This window comes from Haloimpatiens myeolchijeotgali, from assembly GCF_042688525.2.
Classification (GTDB): domain Bacteria; phylum Bacillota; class Clostridia; order Clostridiales; family Clostridiaceae; genus Haloimpatiens.
Map to the genome: position 1 here is coordinate 3,070,056 of NZ_JBHWAB010000001.1, position 25,093 is coordinate 3,095,148.

Here is a 25,093-nt window from a genome sequence, read left to right on the forward strand (position 1 = left end):
ATAGTTTTATACCATTCCTAACAATATGCAATACTTATATCTTTAATCTTTTCTCCTATTTTCACTTCTACTTTTTCTATATCTCCAGATTTTGATTCTAATTTTCTAAAATCAAACACTAAAAGATATCCTTTATCCGATCCGTATTGTTCTAAATACTCACCTAATTGCATTAAACCTTTTTTGTGGTATTCCAATCCTCTCCATATTTTCAGCTCTAAAATATACATCTTCTTATTATAAGTTATTACAATATCAAATCTCTTTTCAGCTCCACCCTTTACTTCTTTAAAAACAAAACCTACTCCATTTATTATTGGACTTAAAAAAGCTAAAAATAAAAGTCTTCCATCCTCTTCTAAAAAAGCTTCTCTTTTATCGGAATATTCATGTTTCATAAACTCCTGGAATTTTAAAAAAATTCTATTTATGTCCAAATCTCCATTATCTTTTATATAATTGCCACTTTGATTATATGATAACACATCCGTTGTTGTTTCTAATATAGAACTCATATAATTATAAATCCTTTGTTCATATATCCTATTATTAACTTTAACTTTACCATTTTTTTCTTTTAAGATACCATACATTATTCCCATACTTATAACAGGATTATCCTCAACATATGTTATCGGATTTCCCTCTAAAACAATTTTTCTTACTAATTCTTTTAAATCTCTATTGTTCTCTATATTTTTAATTAAACTATCAAAATTAGTATTTGACTCTTTTAAAATCTGCTTTACAGCCCTATCAATATATTCTTTTTTCCATTTCAATTCATCTTGAGGCATTATTTTTTCATCTATTATTTTGCATAATTTACTTACTAAAAACGGATACCCAGATGTGTAATAACGAAGTTTTTGTGAAAAGTATTCTTTATCTAAATCTACCCCTTTATTTTCAACATAATCATCTAACATTGTTTTTATTTCTTCTACTGAAAAGCTCATATCTATATCAAAATCGGAAGCGATATTCCAAGGACTATTATACTTGTTTTCTGAACCTGGTCTTATTTTTGCTTTTAAACTTTTTACATCATGAACACCTGCTAATATTACACTATGAAAAGTATAATCTTTTCCCATATTCCTTAATAAATATTTATTTCTAAGCATACCTAAAAAACTTAAAAAAAGCTGATTGTTGCTGCTTTTATCTACTTCATCTATCATTAAAATTACTTTTTTGTTACAATGTATTATAAATTTTGTTATAAAATATGATAAATCATCTATAGTTTCAACTTCACTTTTTTCTGATTTAATGAACTCTGATAAATCCTTATGTTCCATAAAAAGAGTTCTTTCTAGTAGATTTAAAAAACCTTTAGTAAATCTTTTTTCTTCTTCAAAAATTAAATCTCCTATTCCCTCAAAGCTTATAGATATAACAATGTACTCACTTTTTTTACTTAAAAATCTTTCAAGCATATACATTGTAGTAGTTTTTCCATACTGTCTTGGTCTATTTATAATAAAATATTCTTCATCATTTATTAACTTAACTATATTCTTTAATTTTTGTAATATATCTACCATATAATGTTTATTCGGTATACAAATACCTGTTATATTAAATTTCTTATATATAATAATCACTTCCTTTCTAACCTCCATGTACTTTATATTTATTTTATCATATTTAGATTTATTTAAACATTGTCCTTTTACCTTTAGATTTAGCTTTGTGCATTTTTTCTATACTTCTTGTAAAGTTTTTCTCTTTAAGATTTATTTGTATTTGTGTTAATGAAAAAAAGGGGTAGATAGAATTTAAAATTTCGCATAATTAATTTAAGTATTATAAAACCCCATGCAATTGCATAGGGTTCTTGAACAATCTAAAAAATCTAGTAGAGACTTCTATTTTTTTAACATGTATATTCTTAAATCCAAGATTGTTTTAGTTATATTCCCTCAACATTTTTTCTATTGCAGCTTCTTCTTTTTCCCAACCCGTCTCATCATAAAACTCTCTTAACCTTTTAGCAACATCATCTCTGTCCCTTAATTCTCCAATAGTTAATGCATTTTTTAATATAGATTCAGCTTTTTGGTAATCAATTTGTTTAGTTCCATAAAAAGTCCAGTAGCAATTTGACCAAAGAATCCATCCATATCCCCATTTAGGATCATCATTTAAACAACTATTAAAAAGAGCATCGCCTTCCCTTTGTCTGCCAAGTCTAATATAAGACTCCGCAATGGATGCTTTCAATTTTTGAATGTTAGGTTTATTCTTCTTATACCTACTTCTTTTTATAAATTCACTGCAAAAATCTATTCTTCTCTCGAGAAACTTCTCATCACATACCCCTAAAATATTAAATGCCTTATCAAAATCCAATCCCCATTCTGAAATACTATAAGTTCCTTTAAATTCACAATCAAATGCCTCTATTTTTTCAATATTATGATTGTCCATAATATAAAGAATGTCCTTCCAGGCTTCCTTCCATATATTATAGGCTTTTTCAAACTTTCTTTCCTCTGCTAACTTGTATCCTGAATCTATTTTATCATCAAGCATTTCGAAATTGGGCACTTCAGGGAACCATCTCTCCCAAAGTACAGTTAACCCCCTCCAAAGGAAATCTGAATCTTTTCCTTCTAATTTAAGATTTCCTGGACTATCTAAAAGTCTATAGTATGCTTCAGCAGAAGGATACTTTTTTATTTGTTTGGAAAATGATTTTTTATCAATATGCAGCCCAAATTTATTTATTCTCTCAATAATCATTTTATCTTCCATCTTCCTTACATCTGAAAGAATCCAATTTCCATTATCCCTTAATAAATTTGCAAACACGTCCACTTCCATTATTGAATTTTCAAATATCCTATCCAGTGCAATCATTGAAATCGCCATATTATTCCTCCTATTTATTTTATTATCTTGTAAAGTCTTTTCTACATACTTTACAGATAACTTAATTTATAAATGTTGTGTAAATATTTATTATTATATCCTTTTATTAACATTTATAAACCTAAGAGTTTTATTTTTTTCTTAGAAAAAATCTCCTTCATTATTAATTATTCACTCAACTTTCGCAGTAAAAAAATACTGTTTAGCGAAGGGAAATGAAATCAAAAACTGCATCCCACACTAAACCGTGGAATGCAGCACAATTAAAATCCTATTATTTACACCTCTCCCAATGCCTTTTGAATTTCCACTTCTGTTAGTAATCTATACTGCCCTTTTTCCAATGATTCATCTAATGTTAATCCTCCAATAGAAATTCTCTTTAAATATATAACAAAGCACCCCACTGCCTTTAGCATACGCTTCACCTGGTGCTTACGTCCCTCAGAAATAGTAAGATATCCAGACACCACCGGCTGATCATAACGCCTGGAATCCATCTTGTAGAACTCGCCAATACACGTTTCCTGTTCAAACTCTTTGTACATTTCGCATTTATCTATCTCTATTTTTGCAGGCTTAGTTAGTTTTTCACCTTTTCCTATAGAAATTCCACTCTCTAATTTCTTTCTATCTTCCTCGTCCAAAGAACCCAATGCCCAAAAGAAATACGTCTTTTCAACATGTTTTTCTGGGTACATTAACTTATGTTCAAACTCACCATCATTGGTAAGCAACAATAATCCTTCCGTATCCTTGTCTAATCTCCCAACATGAAATACTCCATTCATATTAATCCCCTCAAAAAAATCAAACACTGTTTTTCTTATTGCATCCTTTCTCGCAGTAATGCAACCACCAGGTTTATGAAACATATAATACACTTTTCCTGTATAAGTAACCACTTTATCAAGATACTCGATAACATCATCATTTTCATTAATCTCTATTTCCGGTTTTGTTATCACTTGTCCATTAACTTTCACCATACCATCTTTAATGTAAGTCCTAACATCTTTTCGTGTTCCAACTCCGCACTGTGCTAAAAATTTATCTAATCTCATGTTTCCTCACTTTCAACGTTTATTATCTTTTTTTCTTTTGAAATTATAAATTTTTTGAATCTTAATGCTATCTCTAAAAATATCTGCCAATGTTTCACATCTGTCTTTATTTAATATATTCCACATAATTATCTCTCCTGCAAATCAATGTAATAAACATTTTTATTAGAACTTCTTCTAGCTTTAAATACTTTATCATTTATTGTACTTAAATTTAACATTTCATTTTCTTTAATATTAAATACTTCAATGATATACTATCATTCTTTCTTGATTCTCCCTTACTTTATTAAACTAATTTTTATCCTAATTTACCTATTTATTTCTTTCATAATCCTAATCCTTCTCTTTTATATTATTTTACCCCACAGCTAAATTTTAATCAATTAACAAGTAAAAATAGCCCAATTAACAACATAATAGCTGTCAATCAGACTAATAACAGTTAATAATTAATAATGGCGATTATTTTTTATCTGAAAATGTTGACTAAATTTACTAACAAAATAAGCTGAAATAATACCTAAAACTACTCCTAACATTTTTCACACAAATAAAAACAAGCAGAAATTTAAACTATTCCTGCTTGTATATCTCATTTAAAAATTTTTTAGAATGAATCTATATATATTTTTCTAACAACCTCTTCTGTTCCATCAACTGGTGCTAAACTTACCAATAAAGAAAGACCAGGAGTTTCAAAAACTAATTTTGTTAACTTTTCTATATCACTTTCTACATATCCCATATCAGACAATTTTTCTTTTAATCCAACAGAATGTAACCAAGCTCTAACGCCTTCTGTAGCTTTATCAACTTCTGCAGGATCTCCTGTTAATCCTTCTACCATAGGACTTAATATATCAGCTAAAGTTTTAGGTCTTGCTGGATATATTTGTTTAATAATTGCAGGAAGAATCATACCTAAGCCTAAACCATGAGTTAATTCAGGTTTAACAGCACTTAGTGGATGTTCAAGAGCATGAGTAAAATGCAAAAGCCCATTATCGAAAGAAGTACCTGCAATCATTGAAGCATATAATAAATAATATCTAGCTTCTAAATCACTAGGATCCTCAAGTGCTTTTGGAAGATATTTAGTTATAAGTCTTATTGTTTCCTTTGCTAATAATATATCAAATGGATTTGAAACTTTTGTTGTAGCTGCTTCTATAACATGATTTATAGCATCTACGGAAACATATAAAGTTTGATTTTTAGGAAGTGATACCATCAAAGCAGGATCATCTATAGAGTATAATGGGTAAATACAATCATATGCTATAGCAGGTTTATAATCTTTTTCTTCTATAGTAGTTACAGCAAATCTATCTACTTCTGTACCTGTTCCATGTGTTAAATTAATAGCTATAACAGGAACTGCTTTTTCAGGAGTAAACTCAAATTCATACAATTGGGAAGCATTTTTATCTGTGTATTCCAATAATATAGCAGCACCCTTAGCAGCATCAATAGGACTTCCTCCACCAATTCCTATAACAGCCTTAGCTCCAAATTCTCTTCCCAATTCAACTGCCTCATCAACTTGAACAACATTTGGATTTGGTGTAACTTTATCATAAAGAACATACTCTATATTAGAAGCATTTAATGCTTTTTCAACATGTTCCCAAGCACCAGTGCTTTTATAGGAATTTCTTCCTGTCATTATAAGTAGTTTATCAATTCCCATATTTTTTAAATTTTCTGCTATGTCAGAAATTTTTGTGATAGCTCCCACTCCAAAATACACAGTAGTTTTTACCCTTATTTCTTTTACATCATTAATATTAATTTCTTGTTCCCACATTAGTATAATACCTCCTTAACATAATTTTCACAAAATTAAGACTTATCTGTAAGTTAGTATATACTATTATTCGTTAATTATCAACATATTTCACGGTTTATTTTTATTTTTTTTACTATTTATTGATAATTTTAAATTTAATTTAAAATATTTAGTTAATTGTTAAAAATTATAGAGTCTTTAACCATGTTTTTAAAAAGTTCTTAAAAAATCTTCCACCACCGAAATATACGAATCTATTTTCAAAAACAAAGCAAGATGTCCACCAATAAATTACTTGCTGCTAACTAATAAAAGGTTTTACAGTGTCATCTATTGGGCAAACATAACTGGAACCATTTAGTTTTTCCTCATGATCTTTTTTAATTTGATCAAGCAATTTAGAATTTTCCAATACTTCTATAACTGTAAGTGCCATAACCAGTGCAGCATTTTTCATGCCTTTATGAGCTATAGATGATTTTCCCTGGCTTACTAATTGCCAGCTGTGGGCTGGAGTGCCGAAAGCATAACAACTACCTGAGAATTGAGCCATGGGTATTACCCAACTTACATCTCCAACATCTGAAGAACCAGGGATTTTCTTAGGTGCTGGAAATAAATTTTTTACAATAGGAATACATTCTGTAGAATTGTTGTAATTAAATATCTTTGTCGTTGAAACTAATTCTTCTTTAAAAGTAGATTGAATTTTAGAAGCATATTCATATTCTTCTTCTGTATACTCAACTTTTTCAAGAATGTCTTTTGCATGTTTTTCCATTATTTTAGAAAGAGTAGAATTCGCAATATAATCAGAATAACCAGCTGTAATTTTATAATCTACAGTAGTATCAGTCATTAATGCAGCTCCCTTAGCAATGTTTTTCACTCTTTCAAACAATTCAATTACTTGATTAAGTTTAGGAGCTCTTACATTATATATTCCCTGTGCATTAGCTTGTACCACATTAGGTGCTATTCCTCCTGTGTTAGTAATTGCATAATGCACTCTTGCATCATCTATCATATGCTCTCTCATAAAGTTAATTCCTACATTCATAAGTTCTAATCCATCAAGTGCACTTCTTCCCAGTTCTGGAGAAGCAGCAGCATGAGAAGTTACTCCTTTAAAATTAAATATAGCTTTGATATTTGCTAAAAAGCCATCATTCAATACACAATTTAGTGAAGCTGGATGCCATGTTACACCAAAGTCAACATCATCAAAATATCCATCTCTTACTAAAAATACTTTTCCACCACCATTTTCCTCACCTGGACATCCATAATATCTTATAGTTCCATTTAAATTATTCTTCTTAATATAATCCTTAATGCAAACTGCTGCCTGTAAAGATGCAGCTCCTAAAGTATTGTGTCCACAACCATGACCATTTCCACCATTACAAGTAGCTTTTTTCTCAAAAACATCTGCCTCTTGACTTAAATCAGGAAGTGCATCAAATTCACCCAATACAGCTATAACAGGTTTTCCACAACCATAACTACCATAAAAAGCAGTCTCAATATTTGCCAAATTCTTAGTTACCTTAAATCCTTCTTCTTCTAATAATCTGATCTGAGCTTTACATGAATTATATTCTTCAAACTTAGTTTCTGCATATTCCCATATATCATCATTTATTTTTTCAAATAATTGGCACTTTTCTGAAATTAATTCTTTTATTTGTGACATAATATCAACCCTTCTAGTATTAATTAGTATACAGCTGCTTGCAAAACCTCTATAACTTAACAAATCAAACTTTATCAAAAGGATTTACCACATATAATATAGAATTTACATACATTGATATAATAGTTATGACTTGTTAGTTTTGCAATAAGCTATGTCCTTAGTATAGCATTTGCTCAAGAACTTACATAATACATAATTTTTATATACATATAACAATATTTTATAACCTATGATGAGGAAGTGTTGAAATTGAAAATTAAAATAAACCAATTAGAATATATTACTGCAGTTGCAAAATATGGTTCCATATCTGCTGCTTCAGAGAAACTTTATGTTTCTCAACCCAATATAAGCTATGCAATAAATTGTTTAGAAGAAGAGTTGAGCTTGAAAATTTTCGAAAGAAATACCAAAGGAACTACCATTACGGAAAGTGGATATGAAGTTATAAATCGAGCTAAGGAAATCCTAGGAAATTGTGAAAAACTATACGATATTTCTAATATGAATAAGAAAAAAATTTCTCTAAAAATAGGCAGCAGACAATATGCCCCTATAGTTGACGCTTTTATGAAATTTACCAACAGCTGCATTGCTAAAGAGGAATATGACATAGAATTTATTACTGCATATGGGGATGAACTTGTTAAGTTTATACTAGAACATAAGATAGATATTGGATTTATGTTATGTGAAAAAAACTATGTGGAAAATCTCAACGATGAACTTTCAAAACTAGAAATAGAATTTGTTCCTCTTGGAAATTTACCTATTTTTATTAAACTTAGAAAAAACCATCCTTGTATCGAAGGACATTCAATTAATTATGATAAATTAAAAGAATATCCTTTTGTATTTACTAAAAGCGATGAGTTTGAATTCAGTAATTTTAACAAAACAAATATTAATAAATACATAAATAAAAGTAAGAAAATATCTGTTATAGATGTTGATTTAAAAACAAACTTTCTTGAAACTACTGATGCATATTCTTTTGGAATTCATTCTACAGAAAAATTGCTTGCAGAAAAAAATTATATAGAAATACCTATAGAAGATATAAAAGTTACTATAGGCTATGCTTACAATAAAGCCACTCCTGTAAGTGATACTATAAAACTATTTTTAGAGATACTTAAAATCAATATTCCTATTCCTCAAATAAATATTTAAGCATCCTCTCTGGGTTGTCCAAGAACTCTTTTGTTATTTGATAATGCTCTGTTTCTGTGTATTTTGTTAATCGAATATCATCTTCTGTAAGCTCATAAATCTGAGCATTGGGAAATGACATTAAAATTGGTGAATGTGTTGCAATGATAAACTGAGAGTTATTTTCAACCAATTGTTTTATACATATAAGCAAACTCATTTGTTTTGATGGTGACAGTGCCGCCTCTGGCTCATCTAAAATATATAGACCATTGCCGCCAAACCTATTTAATACCAAAGCCATAAAACTTTCACCATGTGATTGATTGTGGAGAGAGATTCCTCCATAGCTGTCAATTATTCTTGAACCACCTCCAGGGGAACTATCCAATTTCTCAATGTTACTTGCCACATTATAAAAGCTTTCTGCCCTCATAAAAAAACCGTCTTTTGGCTGCCGCCTTTTTGAAACAGTGAGATAGTTATTCAAATCTGAGTGTGTTTCCATTGTTGAAAATGAAAAGTTTCTTGTGCCACCTTCTGGATTAAAGCCACAGTTAATTGCAATTGCTTCTAATAAAGTAGACTTTCCTGTCCCATTTTCTCCTACAAAAAACGTAACACTTTTATTTAAATCCAATGGAGACTTTCGTGCCAAATTTTTTGTTATAGGAAGATTTTTCACATAAGATGTAATCTGTTCTGTTCCCTTTAATCTAATGCTGTCAATATAGTTCACCTTTAAACACCCTTTCTAAAAAGTTTTCACACTGATTCTAAAAAATTTTTCACACTAAAAAAGAAAATAAGTATGTTTTAACATATTAAAATTAGACAGTTTATCAATTTTGGCTGTAGTTTGCAGATAATGTTAATGAACCGTCCCTAGGTTTTTGCCAAGTTTGCAGATAATGTTAATGCCCTGTCCCCTAGTTTTCACCGTTTTTCTAAAATCAAAGCCATAAAAAACACTAAAAAGTTTTATAAGAATATACTATTAGTGTAAAAACATCCTATTATTATAATTTCAATTTTCTCAGGACAAAAGTACTGTCTAGCGAAGGGAAAAGTTAACAACAATTCGGATATTTTTCATCTGCGAAAGTTGAGTAATTTACTGTTACTTTATTTTTACAAAGATTAGGAGGTTAAATAATTACCATGTATAAAAATAATTCTAAAGCATTAATTGTTGATTCGCAAATTGGTAAGAGGAGTGTTGATTCTCTAGGAGCACCAATTTCTGGTGTTAGGATGGATGCTTCTAAAGCATATGCACAAATACCATGTTTACTCCAGAAATTTATCAACGACAATGATGAGTCTGCTTGGAATAAAATAAAAAATAAAATCGACTATATATATTGTAATATTGGATATGCTCTAGAAGAACTAGATAATGAAACTGATTTTGGTAACAAAGTTCAATCGCAGATAATGTCAGGAAAAAAATTATTATTTAAGCCTAACTTGGTCGCTCCAAAAGTTATTGATGAAAACACCCATGGAGAAGGACTTGGTGCTGCTATTTGTACTGAATGGCCTTTAATAGCTTCTTTAATGAGGTGGTTTCATGACAAACTTGATATAAGCTATTCACAGATGGCAATTGGTGAAGCATCTACAGCTACTTTCATTCTATCATGTATGTATAGTAAAACTACTGAAAAAAACATTACAACAGAAGCTATTATTGAAGGAAGAAGTAACGATTTCTATGGCGGCTGGGGTTTTTATTTTGTTCGAAAGTACCTAGCAGAGCATCATCCTGTTTGTCATAGAGATAATCCTATGAACGGCTATGAAGATAGTGTTGCTGGAAGATATTTTCCACCGGGTACAGCTGGTAATAGGCTGATGGTCTATGACCTAAACAAAGTTGAAGACGACATTACTAAAGGAAGAACTATATTAGTTCCTGGTGGAAAAAACTTTAATCATATCACTCTTCATAAGGTAATCATAGGCGGTGACCCAAATGACAAGAATGATTTAATAGAATATCCCGGTTGTATTTTAGTAAATGTTCCTAAACTAAAGATGCATGCACAAGATCTTATAACCAATGCTATTAAAAACCTTGGTATCGGTCTTTATCCTTCACAATGTGCCTTGGAAAAGGAGGAAAATGAAACGTCCTGGAAATATGCTTATCCTCCTACATCAAATCCAAGCTTAAAAGGTAAATTACCACATTCACCATGGGTTTTAAAAATGGATGAAAACACACATCTTCCTATAAGAGATGACAATGGTAAATATATTGCTTCTAAAACAGCTGGATTTTCAGGAACACAATCAGATGTTATAAGAGCGGTACAAAACCAAAATATATTTATGATTCATATAGTTGATGCTATAAATATGATAAATATAAGTCACGATCCTAATGGCAAGTCTGTGAGAGTTCCAGAAGGATATGTTTTGTCATCTCTTGACTGTGTGGCTCTAGATCTATTTTGTGCTAGGTATTGTTTCAAAACTGTTCCAATGCTTAAAGCTCTGAAGCTTAAACAGAAAAACAAATGGGTTACAGAATTTGTTCATGATGTACCTGTGGCAAAAATTAATGGAACCAATATATCAACTGAATCAGGATATGATTCTCCTCTATTCAGGTATAACCTATATCGTGATGCTGAAGAAAGAGGTGTTGGGCAACAGAAGTACTATGTTGTAGGCTGGGACAGTTTGACAGAAACGCCATTAGCATCTTTGAGAGGTCATCTTGGCAGAATAGATAATGCAAAATTTTTAGAGCTAATAACGCAGACCATGTATTATAATCCAACAACATTTATCCATGATTTGCAAAAAACTGCTTTTAGTTATGCAAAAGCTTGTGATTCATTAACTGAATCCACTATTTTTAAAAAGCTTATGGATAACTTTGATGAAAATAATGACGGTGTCATAGATTACGACGAGAAGGGTCGTGGCATTGAAACAGCACAATTCTGTATATTAGCATATGCTGTTGATCTTCAAATAACTATACCATATGGAATGCTGAAAAAAAGTTTTATAGAACCTGTTTATTTACTAAAAAATGGTGATAAAAATTGGAACCCTGAAGGTCACGATTTTGTTAGGGAATTATGGATTGTAAAAAAAATAGCTCTAGCATATGAAATGTCAAAATCTAAAAGCACTAATACAGATCTTTTCTTTCCACAAATGACTTATGGTAAAGGAATGTGGCCTAGTTGGCAGACAGTAACCTATATACTAATTACAAGTGCTTTGTATGGTTCACAGTCACCTAAGTATGTCAATCTGAACTCTTTATATGGTTTTGTTTTCCAATATGCTGATAAGATTCTAAATGCAGGTGGTTATACTGGAAGTATTGATGAAAATATAAGTGTTCCTAATTCTATCAATAAATATTTTGAAGCTGTCTTTAATGGTGCAAATCCCCTAAACTTTAAATTCTATGTTCCAATGGGGTATGAAAGTTTGGTGGGAGTGAAAATACCAAATGTAGAAGAAACAGATGATCCACAAAAAATCTTATCTGTTCACTTTAAAGAAATATGGTAATAAAATGCAGCCGCTGCGGAAGTTTAGTTAAAATAAAAGGAGGATTAAGATGTTTGAATTTGATGATAATAAAGTATACCGTATGCCTCCATTCTTTGGAGGAGATGACTTTGATCCTAATACCAAAGCTAACGTTAACGATGTTGTAACAATCAATTTTATTCAAACTACCTGTGGCTCTTGGTTAGCTGACTATCTACCTGAAGGATTCGAATTGTTAAGACCAGAATTGATTATTAGCTTCTGTCAATTGAGAGAAGTTGAATTCATGGCTGGATCAAGTTATAATCTAATTCAAGTTGGGGTACCTGCTCGATTCAATGGTATCTATGATCAATTAGAAGGAACTTTTCCTTTAGTTATTTGGGAAAATAAAGTTAGACCTATAATTGGAGGAAGAGAAGAAAGTGGTCAGCCAAAAATTTATGCTGATATAGAAGATCTTCATATATATAAAGAAAAATATTTCACAAATGCTAGCTACGAGGGAAACACATTTCTACGCCTAAAGATGGTTAAGCCGCAAGTTGTAAGTAACGATGAATTAGAACAAATACAAGCTTCTATGGAAAATTATAATGTCTTTGGTTGGCGTTATATACCAAAGGTTGGTGCTCCAGGAGCTGATTTGAGTCAACCAATACTTTATCCTCAGAGTGCTCAAATTGAAAATGCCTGGGTAGGAGAAGGAACTGTAAAATGGATAAAACTTAACTGGGAGCTAAATGAATATCAATATAGAATTCTTAAGGCACTTTCTCAATTACCTGTAAAAGGTGCTACAAATGTTATGATGACAAAGGGTTCTATTACTATGAAGCCTTTTGCAGGACATGTTCTTAAATAGTAAGATTTAAACGTATATTAATGAACCGTCCCCTGTTTTCTCTTATCACTTGTCACTAAATTAAATGATATCTTGCGTAAGAAACATTTGAACAAAGTTTACAAGTTCTAAGCAAGATATCATTTCCCGCAGCGGCTATTTTTCATCTGCGAAAGTTAAGTTACTACTCAGTAAAATCAGATAACACATCATCAAGGATTGATACACATTTATCTAAATCATCATAAGAAACATTAAGAGGTGGTAGTAATCTCAAAACATCCTTACCAGCTCCAATTACAAGAAACTTTTTCTCAAAACATTTGGTTATGATTTTTTTAGGATCTATATTAACCCTTAATCCTATAAAAAGTCCTTTTCCACATATTTCATTTATATATGAGTGTTTTTCTTTTAATTTTTCAAGTTTATCTTTAAAATACTGAGCCTTTTTATCTATTTCAGATATTATTCCGCCGCTAATCAACTCGTTAATGACTGTTAGAGAAACAGCACAAGCTAAAGGATTTCCACCAAAAGTACTTCCGTGGTCTCCATGAGAAATAACCTGAGCAGCTTTATTATTCGCAATGACTGCCCCTATAGGAAATCCTCCCCCTAAACCTTTAGCTAAGCATATTACATCTGGAATTACTCCAAACTTCTGATATGCATAAAAAGTACCTAATCTTCCTATACCACATTGAACTTCATCAAATATTAAAAGTGCATCATATTCATCACAAAGATTTCTTAATTCTTTTAAGAAATCAATACTTGCCTCAATAATGCCGCCTTCACCTTGAACAGGTTCAATTATTACAGCACATGTATTGCTATTTATTTTTTCTTTAATATCATTAATATTATTAAATTGTGCTTCTATAGTTCCACTAATCAGTGGTTTGAATGACTCTTGATATTTGGGTTGTCCAGTTATAGATAGAGCTCCCATAGTTCTACCATGAAATGAGTTTTTCATATGTATAATCAAATTTTTATCTTTTCCACTTTTAACTTTACCATATTTTCTAGCAATCTTCACAGCACCCTCAACAGCTTCTGTCCCACTGTTACAGAAAAATACTTTATCATGATTACTCAAATCAATAAGTTTTTCTGCAAGTTTATTTTGTTTATCATTATAATATAAATTAGAAATATGAATTAGTGATTTGCTTTGTTCAAATAATGTTTTAGTAATTGAAGGATGGCTGTGTCCTAAACAATTCACTGCAACACCAGAAACAAAATCTAGATATTCATTTCCATCAGTATCATATAATTTTGTTCCAAGACCATTTACAAATTCAACATCGAATCTATTATAAGTATTCATTAAATTGCTTTTTGTCATTTACACTTACCTCCTTTTAACTATCTTCCTAATGCAGCTACCATAACTGCTTTGATTGTATGCATTCTATTTTCAGCTTCATCAAATACTATTGATGCTTCACTTTCAAATACTTCATCCGTTACTTCCATTGCTGTCAATCCAAACTTTTCATAGATTTCCTTACCTACAGTTGTTTTTAAGTCATGGAATGCCGGTAAACAGTGCATAAATTTAGTATTAGGGTTACCCGTTTTATTCATCATTTCTTTGTTAACCTGATAAGGCTTTAACATATTTATTCTCTTGTTCCAAACTTCTTCTGGTTCTCCCATAGATACCCAAACATCTGTATAAATAACATCTGTATCTTTTACACCTTCCAAGACATTGTCTGTTAAAGTTATTTTAGCTCCAGTACTTTTAGCTATTTCTTTACATTTGTAGACTAACTCTTCTTCTGGGAATAACTCCTTAGGAGCTAATATTCTGAAATCCATTCCCATTTTAGCAGCTCCAACCATTAAAGAATTACCCATATTATTTCTTCCGTCTCCAACATAAGTAAATACTACTTTATTTAATGGTTTATCAAAATGCTCTTTAATTGTTAAGAAATCTGCTAAAATTTGAGTTGGATGAAATTCATTGGTCAGCCCATTCCAAACAGGTACTCCTGAATACTTTGCTAAAGTCTCTACTACCTCTTGTCCAAAACCTCTATACTCAATACCATCATATAATCTTCCTAAAACCCTTGCAGTATCTGCAATAGATTCTTTTTTACCTATTTGAGTTCCAGTTGGACCTAAATATGTTACATGTGCACCTTGATCTAGAGCCGCAACTTCAAAAGAACATCTAGTTCTTGTGGATGATTTTTCAAAGATTAAAGCAATATTTTTTCCCTTTAATGTTTTTTGTTCAACTCCTGTATATTTAGCTTCTTTTAAAGTTTTAGCTAAATCTAACAAGTAGTTTATCTCCTTTTGTGAAAAATCTAATAGTGTTAAAAAGCTTCTGTTTCTTAAATTAAACATTTTATATCCTCCTATCTAAAAACTATCCTCAATTTCTAATTAGCTACCTTATCAGAAAATATCTCCTTAATTAGTGAGTGTTTTTTCCTTCCGTTTACAAGGTGTACTTTCTTAGTTCCTCCTTGTACTGCTTCTATACAACACTCCATCTTTGGTATCATTCCACCTGTAATTATATTTTTATTAATATATTCTTTTATTTCATCAATGTTAATGGACTTAACAATTGAATTTTTATCATTCATATCAAGATATATACCATCTACATCAGTCATTAGAATCAATTTTTCTGCACCAAGTGCAGCGCTAATAGCTGATGCAGCATAGTCCGCATTAATGTTATACATTTCTCCTTTGTCATCAAATCCAACAGGAGAAATAACAGGAACATATCCTGAATCTATCAGATTTTTTAAAAAACTTACATTTATATTTTCCACTTCTCCAACATATCCAATATCGATTTTTTCATTATTATCAAATATTAACTTTTTCTTAGCTGAAATGAGATTACTATCTCTGCCGCTTATTCCAATTGCATTTACATTCAATGATGAAAGCATTCCAGAAAGGTCTTTATTCACTTTTCCTGATAAAATCATTTCAACAATTTCCATAGTATCTTTATCTGTAACTCTTAGTCCCTTTTCAAACTTGCTTTCAATATTAAGCTTTTTTAAGAAGTTAGATATATTAGGACCGCCGCCGTGAACAATGACAACGTTCACTCCTGATTTTTTTAATGAAGCTACATCCTCAAGAAAAGCAAGCTTACATTCTTCATCCTTCATTATGCTTCCACCATATTTAATAACAATTGTTTTTCCTATAAAATCTTTAACATTCATTTAAACTCGATTCCTTTCTAAAAGATTTTTGAATTAACCATTTATATATTCAGAGAGAGACTTGTAATTTACTTTGTTGGGATGGTTTTTAATCTTTATTGCTTTTATGAACACTTCAGCTGTATCAATTGAAGTAAAAACAGGTATTTTAAATTCAGCAGATTTTCTTCTAATCTTAAAACTATTTGTAGTACTGTCATCTCCTGAAGTAGGAGTGTTGATTATAATATCTATCTGAAATTTTGATATTAACTCCAAGATTTCTTCAGTATTTAACTTTGTACACTCAATACCTTTCTTCTTTAAATATTCTGAAGTTCCACTGGATGCAAAAATTTCAAATCCCATACTATAATATTTTTCAGCTATTACTGAACCATCTTTTTTATTAATATCATCTAAAGAAACATAAAGATTACCTTTGCTTGGTATCTTAATACCACATGCAGAAAACCCTTTATAAACTGCACTATCAAAATCCTCATCCATACCTAATACTTCACCCGTAGATTTCATTTCAGGGCTTAAAAATATATCTACATCACTTAATTTATCAGTTGAAAATACAGGAATCTTTACAGAGTAGAAGTTCTTATTCTTTAAAAGACCAGTACCAAAAGAAGAATCTTTTAATTTGTTTCCAAGCATGGCATCAACAGCTAATTTCACCATTGGGACATTTGTAATTTTGCTCAATATTGGTACAGTTCTCGAAGATCTTGGATTGACTTCTATGACATAAAGTTCTTTTCCATCATATACGTATTGGATATTTATAAGACCAACTACATTTAATTTAAGTGCTATTTTCTTTGTATATTCTGTAAGCTGCTCTATAACTTCTTCACTTAAAGTAATTGGAGGATATACTGTTATACTATCTCCAGAGTGTACCCCTGTTCTTTCTATATGTTCCATTATTCCAGGAATCAAAATATTTTCTCCATCACATACAGCATCAACTTCTATTTCAGTACCGCAGATATATTTATCTATAAGAATAGAGCCTTCACAGGAAAGATTTACAGCTTCATTCATATATTCAGTCAGAGTAGATTTATCATATACTACACGCATGGCTCTTCCACCAATTACATAAGATGGTCTAACAACTACTGGATAAATTATTTCCTCTGAAATTTTATATGCTTCTTCTAAAGATTCGGCTGCATGACCTTTTGGAGAAGGTATGTTCAACTCTTCAAGAAAATCTCTGAATTTATCTCTATCTTCTGCCGTATCAATTGATTCACTTGATGTACCAAGGATTTTCACTCCTGCTTCATGAAGTTTTTTAGTAAGATTTATGGAAGTTTGCCCTCCAAATTGAACAATAACTCCATAAGGATTTTCTTTCTTAATAATATTTAAAACATCATCAATGTATAAAGATTCAAAATATAGTTTATCTGAAGTATCAAAATCTGTACTTACAGTTTCAGGATTATTATTAATTATAATTGACTGGAAGCCAGCATTTTTTATTGTCCATATACTATGTACACAACAATAATCAAATTCTATTCCTTGACCGATTCTAATGGGACCTGAACCTATAACAATAATCTTTTTATCTTTTGAAATATAACTCTCATCCTCTTCTTCATAGCAAGAATAAAAATAAGGGGTTTGTGCATCAAATTCCCCGCTGCATGTATCAACCATTTTATAAACAGGATAAATATTATTTTCTTGTCTTATTTTTTTAATAGCTTCCTTCTTTATTCCGCTTAACTTTGAAATCTCATCATCTGTAAATCCCATAGCTTCAGCTTCTTTAAGAATATCTTTATTAAACACATTATTCTTTAGACTAAATTCCATATCAACAATATTTTTTAATCCACTTAAAAACCATTTATCAATTTTAGTCATATCATATAATTCATCAAGGGTAAAATTCCTTCTAATTCCCTCTGCTGCGGCAAATATTCTTTCAGTATCACATTCTTTAATTTTATTCTTAAGTTCAATATCATTTAATTGCTCAATTGAAGGTAGGTTTAATCCAGTAATATCTCCTTCAAGACATGTTAGAGCTTTTAAAAGAGAAGCTTCAAAACTTCTTCCTATTGCCATAACTTCACCAGTAGCCTTCATTTGAGTTCCTAATTTTTTTGATGCTTTTTTCAATTTATCAAAAGGCCACTTAGGAATTTTCATAACTACATAATCAAGAGCTGGCTCAAAGCAGGCACTAGAACATTCTGTAACATAGTTCTTAAGCTGGTCTAATGTATATCCTAAAGCTATTTTTGCAGCAATTTTAGCGATTGGATACCCAGTAGCTTTTGAGGCAAGTGCACTGGATCTGCTAACTCTAGGATTAACTTCGATAACAATATAATCATGACTCTTTGGATCAAGGGCAAATTGTACATTACATCCCCCTTCAATTTTTAATTCTCTGATTATTTTAATAGCCGATTGTCTAAGCATTTGATATTCATAATTACTTAAAGTTTGAGATGGGGCTACAACTATACTGTCACCTGTATGAACACCAACTGGATCAATGTTTTCCATGTTACATACAATAATACAATTGTCTTTGCTGTCCCTCATAACTTCATATTCGATTTCCTTCCACCCAGCAACACTTTGCTCTAATAATATTTGGCTAATAGGACTTAAATTCAATCCTTTTTCACAAATATTTTTAAACTCATCTATATTATCTGCAATACCTCCCCCTGATCCTCCTAAGGTATATGCTGGTCTTATTATTATTGGGAATCCATATTTATCTGCAAAGTTCATACATTCTTTTATATTTGAGGCTATAGTACTTACAGCCACTGGTTCTTCAATTTCAATCATAAGCTTTTTGAATTCTTCTCTATCTTCAGCTTTTTTTATAGCTTCACTGTTTATTCCTAAAAGCTCAATATTATATCTATCTAATATTCCATTTTCTTTTAAATCCATGGCAAGATTTAATGCAGTTTGACCTCCAAATCCAGCTAATATTCCATCTGGTTTTTCTTTTTTAATTATTTCTATAGTACTTTCAAGTGTTAAGGGCTGTATATAAACTTTATCTGCAATATTATTATCCGTCATTATGGTAGCAGGATTGCTGTTTAAAAGAACAATTTCAATACCTTCTTCTTTTATAGCTTTACATGCCTGTGTTCCAGAATAATCAAACTCTGCAGCTTGTCCGATAATTATTGGTCCAGACCCAATAATCATTACTTTTTTTATATCACTTTTCATTTGTTATCTCCCCTCTTAATTAAATCAATAAATTTATCAAATAAATAAGAAGTATCTTCAGGGCCTGGTGCTCCTTCAGGATGAAATTGAACTGAAAATACAGGAAGATATTCATGTTCTATTCCTTCTACCGTGTCATCATTAAGATTTTTAAAAATCTCAATCATTCCTGTAGCTTTCAAGCTTTCTCTATGTACTGCATATCCATGATTTTGAGAGGTTATAAATGATTTATTGAGATTTAAGTCAATTACTCCATGATTTCCGCCTCTATGACCAAATTTCATCTTATATGTTTCTCCACCAGCTGCTAAAGCAAGTATTTGATGCCCTAGACATATTCCGAAGACAGGTATTTTATCCATGATTTTTCTTACCATCTCAATAGCCTCAACAGCACATTTTGGATTTCCAGGACCATTACTTAATAAAATACCATCTGGTTTAACTGACATTATCAATTCATATGACGCATTGTATGGGAACACAATTATTTCACAATTTCTCTTCATAAGATTTCTTAATATATTTGACTTAGCACCAAAATCAATTAAAGCTACTCTTGGTCCAATCCCATCTATTTTACATACATCCTTGACACCTACTTCTTTCATCCACTCATCTTCACTTCGCCAATTGCTAAAATACTCTAAAACTTCTTCAGCATTTAATTTTTCAGTAGTAATAACACATTTCATAGTCCCATTATTTCTTATTTTTTTTGTTATACTTCTAGTATCTACACCATAAATCCCAACTATTTCTAATTCTTTCATTGTTTCATCTAAACTTTTTTCACTCATGAAATTACTAGGATTGTCACATAAAGACTTGATAATCATACCTTTGGCATATGATTTTTTTGCTTCATCATAAGTTTTATTTATACCGTAGTTTCCTATTAGAGGATAGGTCATTGTAATCACCTGACCTGCATATGACGGGTCCGTAAGTATTTCCTGATATCCAGTCATAGAAGTGTTGAATACTAACTCTCCACAGGAAGTACCTTTAAATCCAAATCCCTTTCCTTCGTATACAGTTCCATCTTCAAGATAGAGTGCTCCATACATATTTTTCACCTCACTTTTCTTTTTTACGTTCTGTAGCATCCATTAATTTTTACATAATCATAAGTTAAATCGCATCCCCAAGCAGTAGCATTTTCTTTACCATCTTTTAAATCAATAATTACTTTAACGTACTCTTCTAACAATATTTCTTTAGCAAGGTCTTCATCAAAAGGAAGTGACATACCGTCTTTTGCAACCTGAATTTTTTTACTATTAGCTTTAAAAAATATATCAACTTTTTCTGGATCAAAATCAGCACCTGAATAACCAATAGCACACAATATTCTTCCCCAGTTTGCATCAGCACCGAAAAATGCACATTTAGTTAAATCTGATGTTATTACTGACTTTGCACATGCTTTTGCACTTTTAATATCTTTTCCGTTTAATACTGAAACCTCAAGAAGTTTTGTAGCCCCTTCTCCATCCTTTGCAATCATTTTTGCTAATTCAACATTTACAAAATCTAGAGCATTTTTGAAGATATTGAATTTTTCATCTTCACAATCAATTAAAGAGTTACCCGCACATTTATTTGCAAGAATAGCTGACATATCATTTGTACTTGTATCTCCGTCAACTGAAATCATATTATATGAGTCATCAACACTACTCTTAAAAGCTTTATTTAACATTTCTTTTGTAATATTGGCATCTGTAACTATAAAAGAAAGCATAGTTGCCATATTAGGGTGAATCATTCCAGAACCTTTAGCAATACCGCTCATCATAACTTTTTTACCATCTATTTCAAACTCAACAGCAATAGATTTTGCATATGTATCAGTTGTTTTTATAGCTTCTCCTGCATCACTGCCGCCTGTATTTGATATCATGGAGCATCCTTTTTCAATTGCAGGTATTATTTTATCCATAGGAAGCTGCAATCCTATTAATCCTGTAGATTGAACTAAAACCTCTTTTGGTTTTATTCCAAGAGAGTTAGCTGCAGTTTCACCCATTTTTTTCGCATTTTCAATTCCTAATTTTCCTGTACATGAATTTGCATTTCCACTATTGACAACAATAGCTTGAATATTATCTGATTTTATATTCTCCATATTAAGCAAAATTGGAGCAGCCTTAACCTTATTTGTTGTGAATACAGCAGCACCTACAGCTTCAACTTTACTGTAAATAACACATAAATCTTTTTTTCCACTTTTCTTTAAACCTCCAGAAATTCCTGAAGCTAAAAAATTTTGTACATCTGTAATTGTTTTATCTTTAAGTACTTTCACAAAATATCACTCCTATCTATTTATTCCATGTCCAACCCTTATAAAACCCTTCCTTTATGGAACCATTGAAATCATTTGAAGTCCTAACGTTTCCTCAAAACCAAACATAATATTTAAATTTTGAACTGCTTGTCCTGCAGCTCCCTTCATTAAATTATCTATTGCTGAAATGGCAATTATCCTTCCTGTTCTTTCATCTATTCTAAAAGCTATGTCGCAAAGGTTGGAGTTTTTTACCCATCTTGTTTCAGGCAACTTTTCTGTTATTCTTATAAACTTTTCCTTTCCATACATAGAATCATAACTCTCAATTACTTTATTTATTGAAATATTATCCTTTAATTTTCCGTAACATACTGAAAGTATGCCTCTATTCATTGGCACTAAATGTGGTGTAAAAGTTAATGTTATTTTACTGCCGCTTAAAATAGATAGTTCTTGTTCTATTTCAGGTGTATGTCTATGAGAAGCCACAGCATATGCCTTAATTGATTCATTACATTCTGCAAATAAAGTTTCAGTTTTAGCTCCTCGTCCAGCTCCAGAAACTCCAGACTTAGCATCTATTATTATTGAATCTTCTTCCAAAAGATTAAATTTTAAAAGAGGAGCTAGTGCCAATATACTTGCAGTAGTATAACATCCTGGATTGGCTATGAGTTGAGATTGTTTAATTTTTTCTCTATTAATTTCAGGAAGTCCATATACAGCTTTTTTATTTAAATTTGGAAATTTGTGTTCAGTTTTATACCATTTTTTGAATATATCTGTGTCATTTATCCGAAAATCAGCACCTAAATCAATTACTTTAACCCCTAAACTAAGAGCAGTTTTAACAAAATCAAAAGATTTTCCATGGGGGAGGGCGGTAAATAAAACATCCACATTTTTAATGTTTTTTTCTATTTCATTAGTATCTATACAAATCTCATCAACAAACTTGTCCAAATTCTTATATATAGTACTTATTGATTGTCCTCCATAGCTTTGAGATGCTAAAAACTCTATTTTTGTTTGAGGATGATTATTTAATAACCATACAAGCTGCTGTCCTGCATATCCTGTTGCCCCAATAACTCCAACTTTTATCATTTAATCTACTCCTTTCAATTGTTTATAGGATATGATTGTTTATAAAAAAAGTACTCTCCTTTTCATAGAATTTATTAATTATTATTTTTCATTAATATACAATTTAAATGTATATTTATTCATTAAATTAAATGAAACACCTATATTACGTATAAATATGTGTTTATTTATGTATATTTATGCAATGTATTAATAAAGATTATATATAGAATAAGTTCTATTGTCAATAATTTTTTTATTCTGATGCATCAATTTTTTAAAAACAATTAATTCAACTTTCACAGGTGAAAAATAGCCGCTGCGGGATATCAAGATTTCAATAGCTTAAGCAAAGTAACCTTAATATTTCATGAGAATATAATATATTAGAGTATTAATATTTATAACAAAGGAGATTAAATTATGGGAGATATCACAGATTTTCGTGAAAATATAGATATATTGATTGATGAAAACAATCCAAAAATTCAACCTCCATTTAAATCAATCAATTCATCTTTAGATAAATATATAACCACTGATCCTAGTTATTTTCAGTTTGAACTTAATCATAACCAAAGTAGTTATATGATATCAGCAAAAGATAAGACTAATATTCCTTCTATGGTTATATTGCCAAAGGAATATAACGGGCTACCAGTAACTAAAATCAAAAATAATGGGTTTTCAGGTTGTACCAATCTTTTCATTGTAATATTTGAAGATAAAAGCAATATTAAAAAAATAGGACTTTTCGCTTTTTATGGATGTACACAATTAGAAAGCATTGAACTCCCACAAAGTATAAAAAGCATAAAACCAGGCGCATTTCATTCTTGTTCAAAACTTCAACAAGTTTATTTGCACTCAAAATATCCTCCCCAATTAGGGAAAGTGGTATTTTGTCAAACCTCACCTACTCTAGACTTTTATGTTCCATCAAAATCTAAAGAGTTATATAAGGTTTTTGATGGCTGGAAAGATTATAAAAAGTGTATTTTTTCGCTGCCTTGTAATATACCTTCAAACTTAGGTTTCTTTAACTTTATATTAAATGATGATGATACTTACACAGTATATGTCAAAGATAAAAAAATATTGCCAAACCATTGGTAAGTCAGCATTTTCTTTATGTTACAACGTAATATCAATAACTCTTGGAAACGAAATAAAAAATATCCCATATGATATATTTTTAGGACCTAATGATAGTATCAAGTTTATCATAAATATATTTGCATTAGTTCCTCCAAAATTAATTTGTTTTATATGTAATACCCCAATATCAATTTACGTTCCACCACAAAGTTTAGAACTATATAATACAGCTTACGGTTGGCGTAGATATAAAGATATAATTTATCCATTGGTGAAAAAAATTATTAAATAGCCGCCTCGGAAAATGATGTATTGCACAAAAAAATTTAGAAGACATTGAATTAATATATGCCTTCTAAATTACTTATTCAACTTTTGCAGATGAAATGCAGCTACTGCAGAAAAATTAAAAATCCCATAAATTTTTATTATCTTTTTTAAAATCACTTAAAGACGAAAAATATTGTATTAAAGGTTTATAATTACCCAAACGGCATTCTGATAATGCTTTTCTGTATTCATCTTCTGTATCCCATGAAATTATTATTAGTGGAAGGTTGTTCTCAAGTATTTGTTTCAATATTATAAATCTACCTATTCGACCATTTCCATCTTGAAAAGGATGTATTGTTTCAAAACGATAATGAAATTCTACAATTTCATCATAACTAATAGTTTCTTTGCTATAGTACCACTCCAACAACTCATCCAATTTAGGCTCAACTTCGTATGGCTGAACTAATACTACATCTGAACCTGATATCATATTAGGTATTTTTTTAAAAATTCCTGAAAATCCTTTATTATAATCAGACGTATTATGTTTTAGCATACTATGAAGATATTTCAAATAGCTTTTATCTATTCTTTTATCTAAAGTTTCTATTATATAATCAAAAACATAAGATGAATTAACTGTTTCTTGAACATCATCCAAAGTATGTTTTCCCTCAACAATATTTTTATCTAATAAAAGTGCAAGAGAACTTGTTGTAAAAGTACTTCCTTCAATTTTATTTGAATGATACAAAAAATTATGTCTTAATTTATAATAAAATGAATTTTTTATCTCCTTAGCTATAAGCAAATTTTTAATGAATTTATCATCCTGTGTCATTATTATCACCTCCACCAAATAAAACTTTTTTTATTAAGTATACCATTTTATTTGAGTTTTTAATCTCCATAATATGCTTTTTTCAAAATTAAGA

The 25,093-nt window shown here is 30.4% G+C and carries 19 protein-coding genes; 5 read left to right on the plus strand and 14 right to left on the minus strand.

Translation table 11 applies throughout. The annotated features are described in order from the left end of the window. Positions 1-17: 17 nt before the first annotated feature. The 5 genes from ACFIJ5_RS13700 to ACFIJ5_RS13720 all read right to left on the minus strand — a co-directional run bounded on the left by ACFIJ5_RS13700 (position 18) and on the right by ACFIJ5_RS13720 (position 7,432). Positions 18-1,601 (minus strand): AAA-like domain-containing protein, encoded by a 1,584-nt coding sequence (locus ACFIJ5_RS13700; protein ID WP_379809619.1) that lies wholly within the window; start codon positions 1,599-1,601, stop codon positions 18-20. Between the two features lie 313 nt (positions 1,602-1,914). Continuing rightward, on the minus strand, positions 1,915-2,880 hold the full coding sequence (locus ACFIJ5_RS13705; protein WP_379807954.1) for a hypothetical protein: 966 nt from the start codon (positions 2,878-2,880) through the stop codon (positions 1,915-1,917). A gap of 278 nt (positions 2,881-3,158) precedes the next feature. After that, positions 3,159-3,944, minus strand: a complete 786-nt coding sequence (locus ACFIJ5_RS13710; RefSeq protein ID WP_379807956.1) for a pseudouridine synthase — start codon at positions 3,942-3,944, stop codon at positions 3,159-3,161. A gap of 610 nt (positions 3,945-4,554) precedes the next feature. Beyond that, positions 4,555-5,754, minus strand: coding sequence for an iron-containing alcohol dehydrogenase (locus ACFIJ5_RS13715; RefSeq protein WP_379807958.1), 1,200 nt, complete (start codon positions 5,752-5,754; stop codon positions 4,555-4,557). Positions 5,755-6,037: 283 nt separating this feature from the next. Beyond that, on the minus strand, positions 6,038-7,432 hold the full coding sequence (locus ACFIJ5_RS13720; protein WP_379807960.1) for an amidohydrolase: 1,395 nt from the start codon (positions 7,430-7,432) through the stop codon (positions 6,038-6,040). Between the two features lie 252 nt (positions 7,433-7,684). Between ACFIJ5_RS13720 and ACFIJ5_RS13725 the strand changes: the two genes are divergently transcribed. Beyond that, positions 7,685-8,608, plus strand: a complete 924-nt coding sequence (locus ACFIJ5_RS13725) for a LysR family transcriptional regulator (protein WP_379807962.1) — start codon at positions 7,685-7,687, stop codon at positions 8,606-8,608. Here the strand turns inward: ACFIJ5_RS13725 and ACFIJ5_RS13730 are convergent. After that, positions 8,586-9,326 carry an AAA family ATPase gene (locus ACFIJ5_RS13730; RefSeq protein WP_379807964.1) on the minus strand — a complete coding sequence of 247 codons (741 nt, stop codon included), beginning with the start codon at positions 9,324-9,326 and terminating at the stop codon, positions 8,586-8,588. The two genes, ACFIJ5_RS13725 and ACFIJ5_RS13730, sit on opposite strands and share 23 nt — an antisense overlap. A gap of 731 nt (positions 9,327-10,057) precedes the next feature. On the opposite strand from ACFIJ5_RS13730, the gene ACFIJ5_RS13735 reads away from it, so the two are divergent. Both ACFIJ5_RS13735 and ACFIJ5_RS13740 read left to right on the plus strand, forming a co-directional pair. Further along, positions 10,058-12,130: a DUF362 domain-containing protein gene (locus tag ACFIJ5_RS13735; protein ID WP_379807966.1), complete on the plus strand. Its 2,073-nt coding sequence runs from the start codon at positions 10,058-10,060 to the stop codon at positions 12,128-12,130. 49 nt (positions 12,131-12,179) lie between these two features. Next, positions 12,180-12,977 carry an acetoacetate decarboxylase family protein gene (locus tag ACFIJ5_RS13740; RefSeq protein ID WP_379807968.1) on the plus strand — a complete coding sequence of 266 codons (798 nt, stop codon included), beginning with the start codon at positions 12,180-12,182 and terminating at the stop codon, positions 12,975-12,977. Positions 12,978-13,140: 163 nt separating this feature from the next. On the opposite strand, the gene ACFIJ5_RS13745 is transcribed toward ACFIJ5_RS13740, so the two are convergent. Genes ACFIJ5_RS13745 through argC form a run of 7 tightly spaced genes read right to left on the minus strand, consistent with a single transcriptional unit; the run spans position 13,141 to position 22,805 of the window. Further along, the gene (locus ACFIJ5_RS13745) at positions 13,141-14,313 is read right to left on the minus strand and encodes an aspartate aminotransferase family protein (RefSeq protein ID WP_379807970.1); all 1,173 of its coding nucleotides are present in this window, start codon (positions 14,311-14,313) and stop codon (positions 13,141-13,143) included. A gap of 20 nt (positions 14,314-14,333) precedes the next feature. Further along, the gene (gene argF / locus ACFIJ5_RS13750) at positions 14,334-15,332 is read right to left on the minus strand and encodes an ornithine carbamoyltransferase (RefSeq protein WP_379807972.1); all 999 of its coding nucleotides are present in this window, start codon (positions 15,330-15,332) and stop codon (positions 14,334-14,336) included. A 35-nt stretch (positions 15,333-15,367) separates the two neighbouring features. After that, positions 15,368-16,180: an acetylglutamate kinase gene (gene argB, locus ACFIJ5_RS13755; protein ID WP_379807974.1), complete on the minus strand. Its 813-nt coding sequence runs from the start codon at positions 16,178-16,180 to the stop codon at positions 15,368-15,370. Between the two features lie 33 nt (positions 16,181-16,213). Beyond that, positions 16,214-19,399 (minus strand): carbamoyl-phosphate synthase (glutamine-hydrolyzing) large subunit, encoded by a 3,186-nt coding sequence (gene carB, locus ACFIJ5_RS13760; RefSeq protein ID WP_379807976.1) that lies wholly within the window; start codon positions 19,397-19,399, stop codon positions 16,214-16,216. Further along, complete coding sequence (gene carA, locus ACFIJ5_RS13765) at positions 19,396-20,472, minus strand: glutamine-hydrolyzing carbamoyl-phosphate synthase small subunit (RefSeq protein ID WP_379807978.1); 1,077 nt, start codon at positions 20,470-20,472, stop codon at positions 19,396-19,398. The genes carB and carA overlap by 4 nt, the downstream gene beginning before the upstream one ends. A gap of 23 nt (positions 20,473-20,495) precedes the next feature. After that, a complete protein-coding gene (gene argJ / locus ACFIJ5_RS13770; RefSeq protein ID WP_379807980.1) occupies positions 20,496-21,713 on the minus strand; it encodes a bifunctional glutamate N-acetyltransferase/amino-acid acetyltransferase ArgJ in 1,218 nt (405 codons plus the stop codon). Positions 21,714-21,767: 54 nt separating this feature from the next. Beyond that, a complete protein-coding gene (gene argC / locus ACFIJ5_RS13775; protein ID WP_379807982.1) occupies positions 21,768-22,805 on the minus strand; it encodes an N-acetyl-gamma-glutamyl-phosphate reductase in 1,038 nt (345 codons plus the stop codon). A 402-nt stretch (positions 22,806-23,207) separates the two neighbouring features. Between argC and ACFIJ5_RS13780 the strand changes: the two genes are divergently transcribed. After that, complete coding sequence (locus ACFIJ5_RS13780) at positions 23,208-23,900, plus strand: leucine-rich repeat domain-containing protein (RefSeq protein ID WP_379807984.1); 693 nt, start codon at positions 23,208-23,210, stop codon at positions 23,898-23,900. Then, complete coding sequence (locus ACFIJ5_RS13785) at positions 23,863-24,174, plus strand: hypothetical protein (RefSeq protein ID WP_379807986.1); 312 nt, start codon at positions 23,863-23,865, stop codon at positions 24,172-24,174. Before ACFIJ5_RS13780 ends, ACFIJ5_RS13785 begins: the two co-directional genes overlap by 38 nt. 114 nt (positions 24,175-24,288) lie before the next feature. Here ACFIJ5_RS13785 and ACFIJ5_RS13790 read toward each other — a convergent pair whose 3' ends face one another. Continuing rightward, positions 24,289-24,999 carry a Fic family protein gene (locus ACFIJ5_RS13790; RefSeq protein ID WP_379807988.1) on the minus strand — a complete coding sequence of 237 codons (711 nt, stop codon included), beginning with the start codon at positions 24,997-24,999 and terminating at the stop codon, positions 24,289-24,291. Positions 25,000-25,093 lie beyond the last annotated feature (94 nt).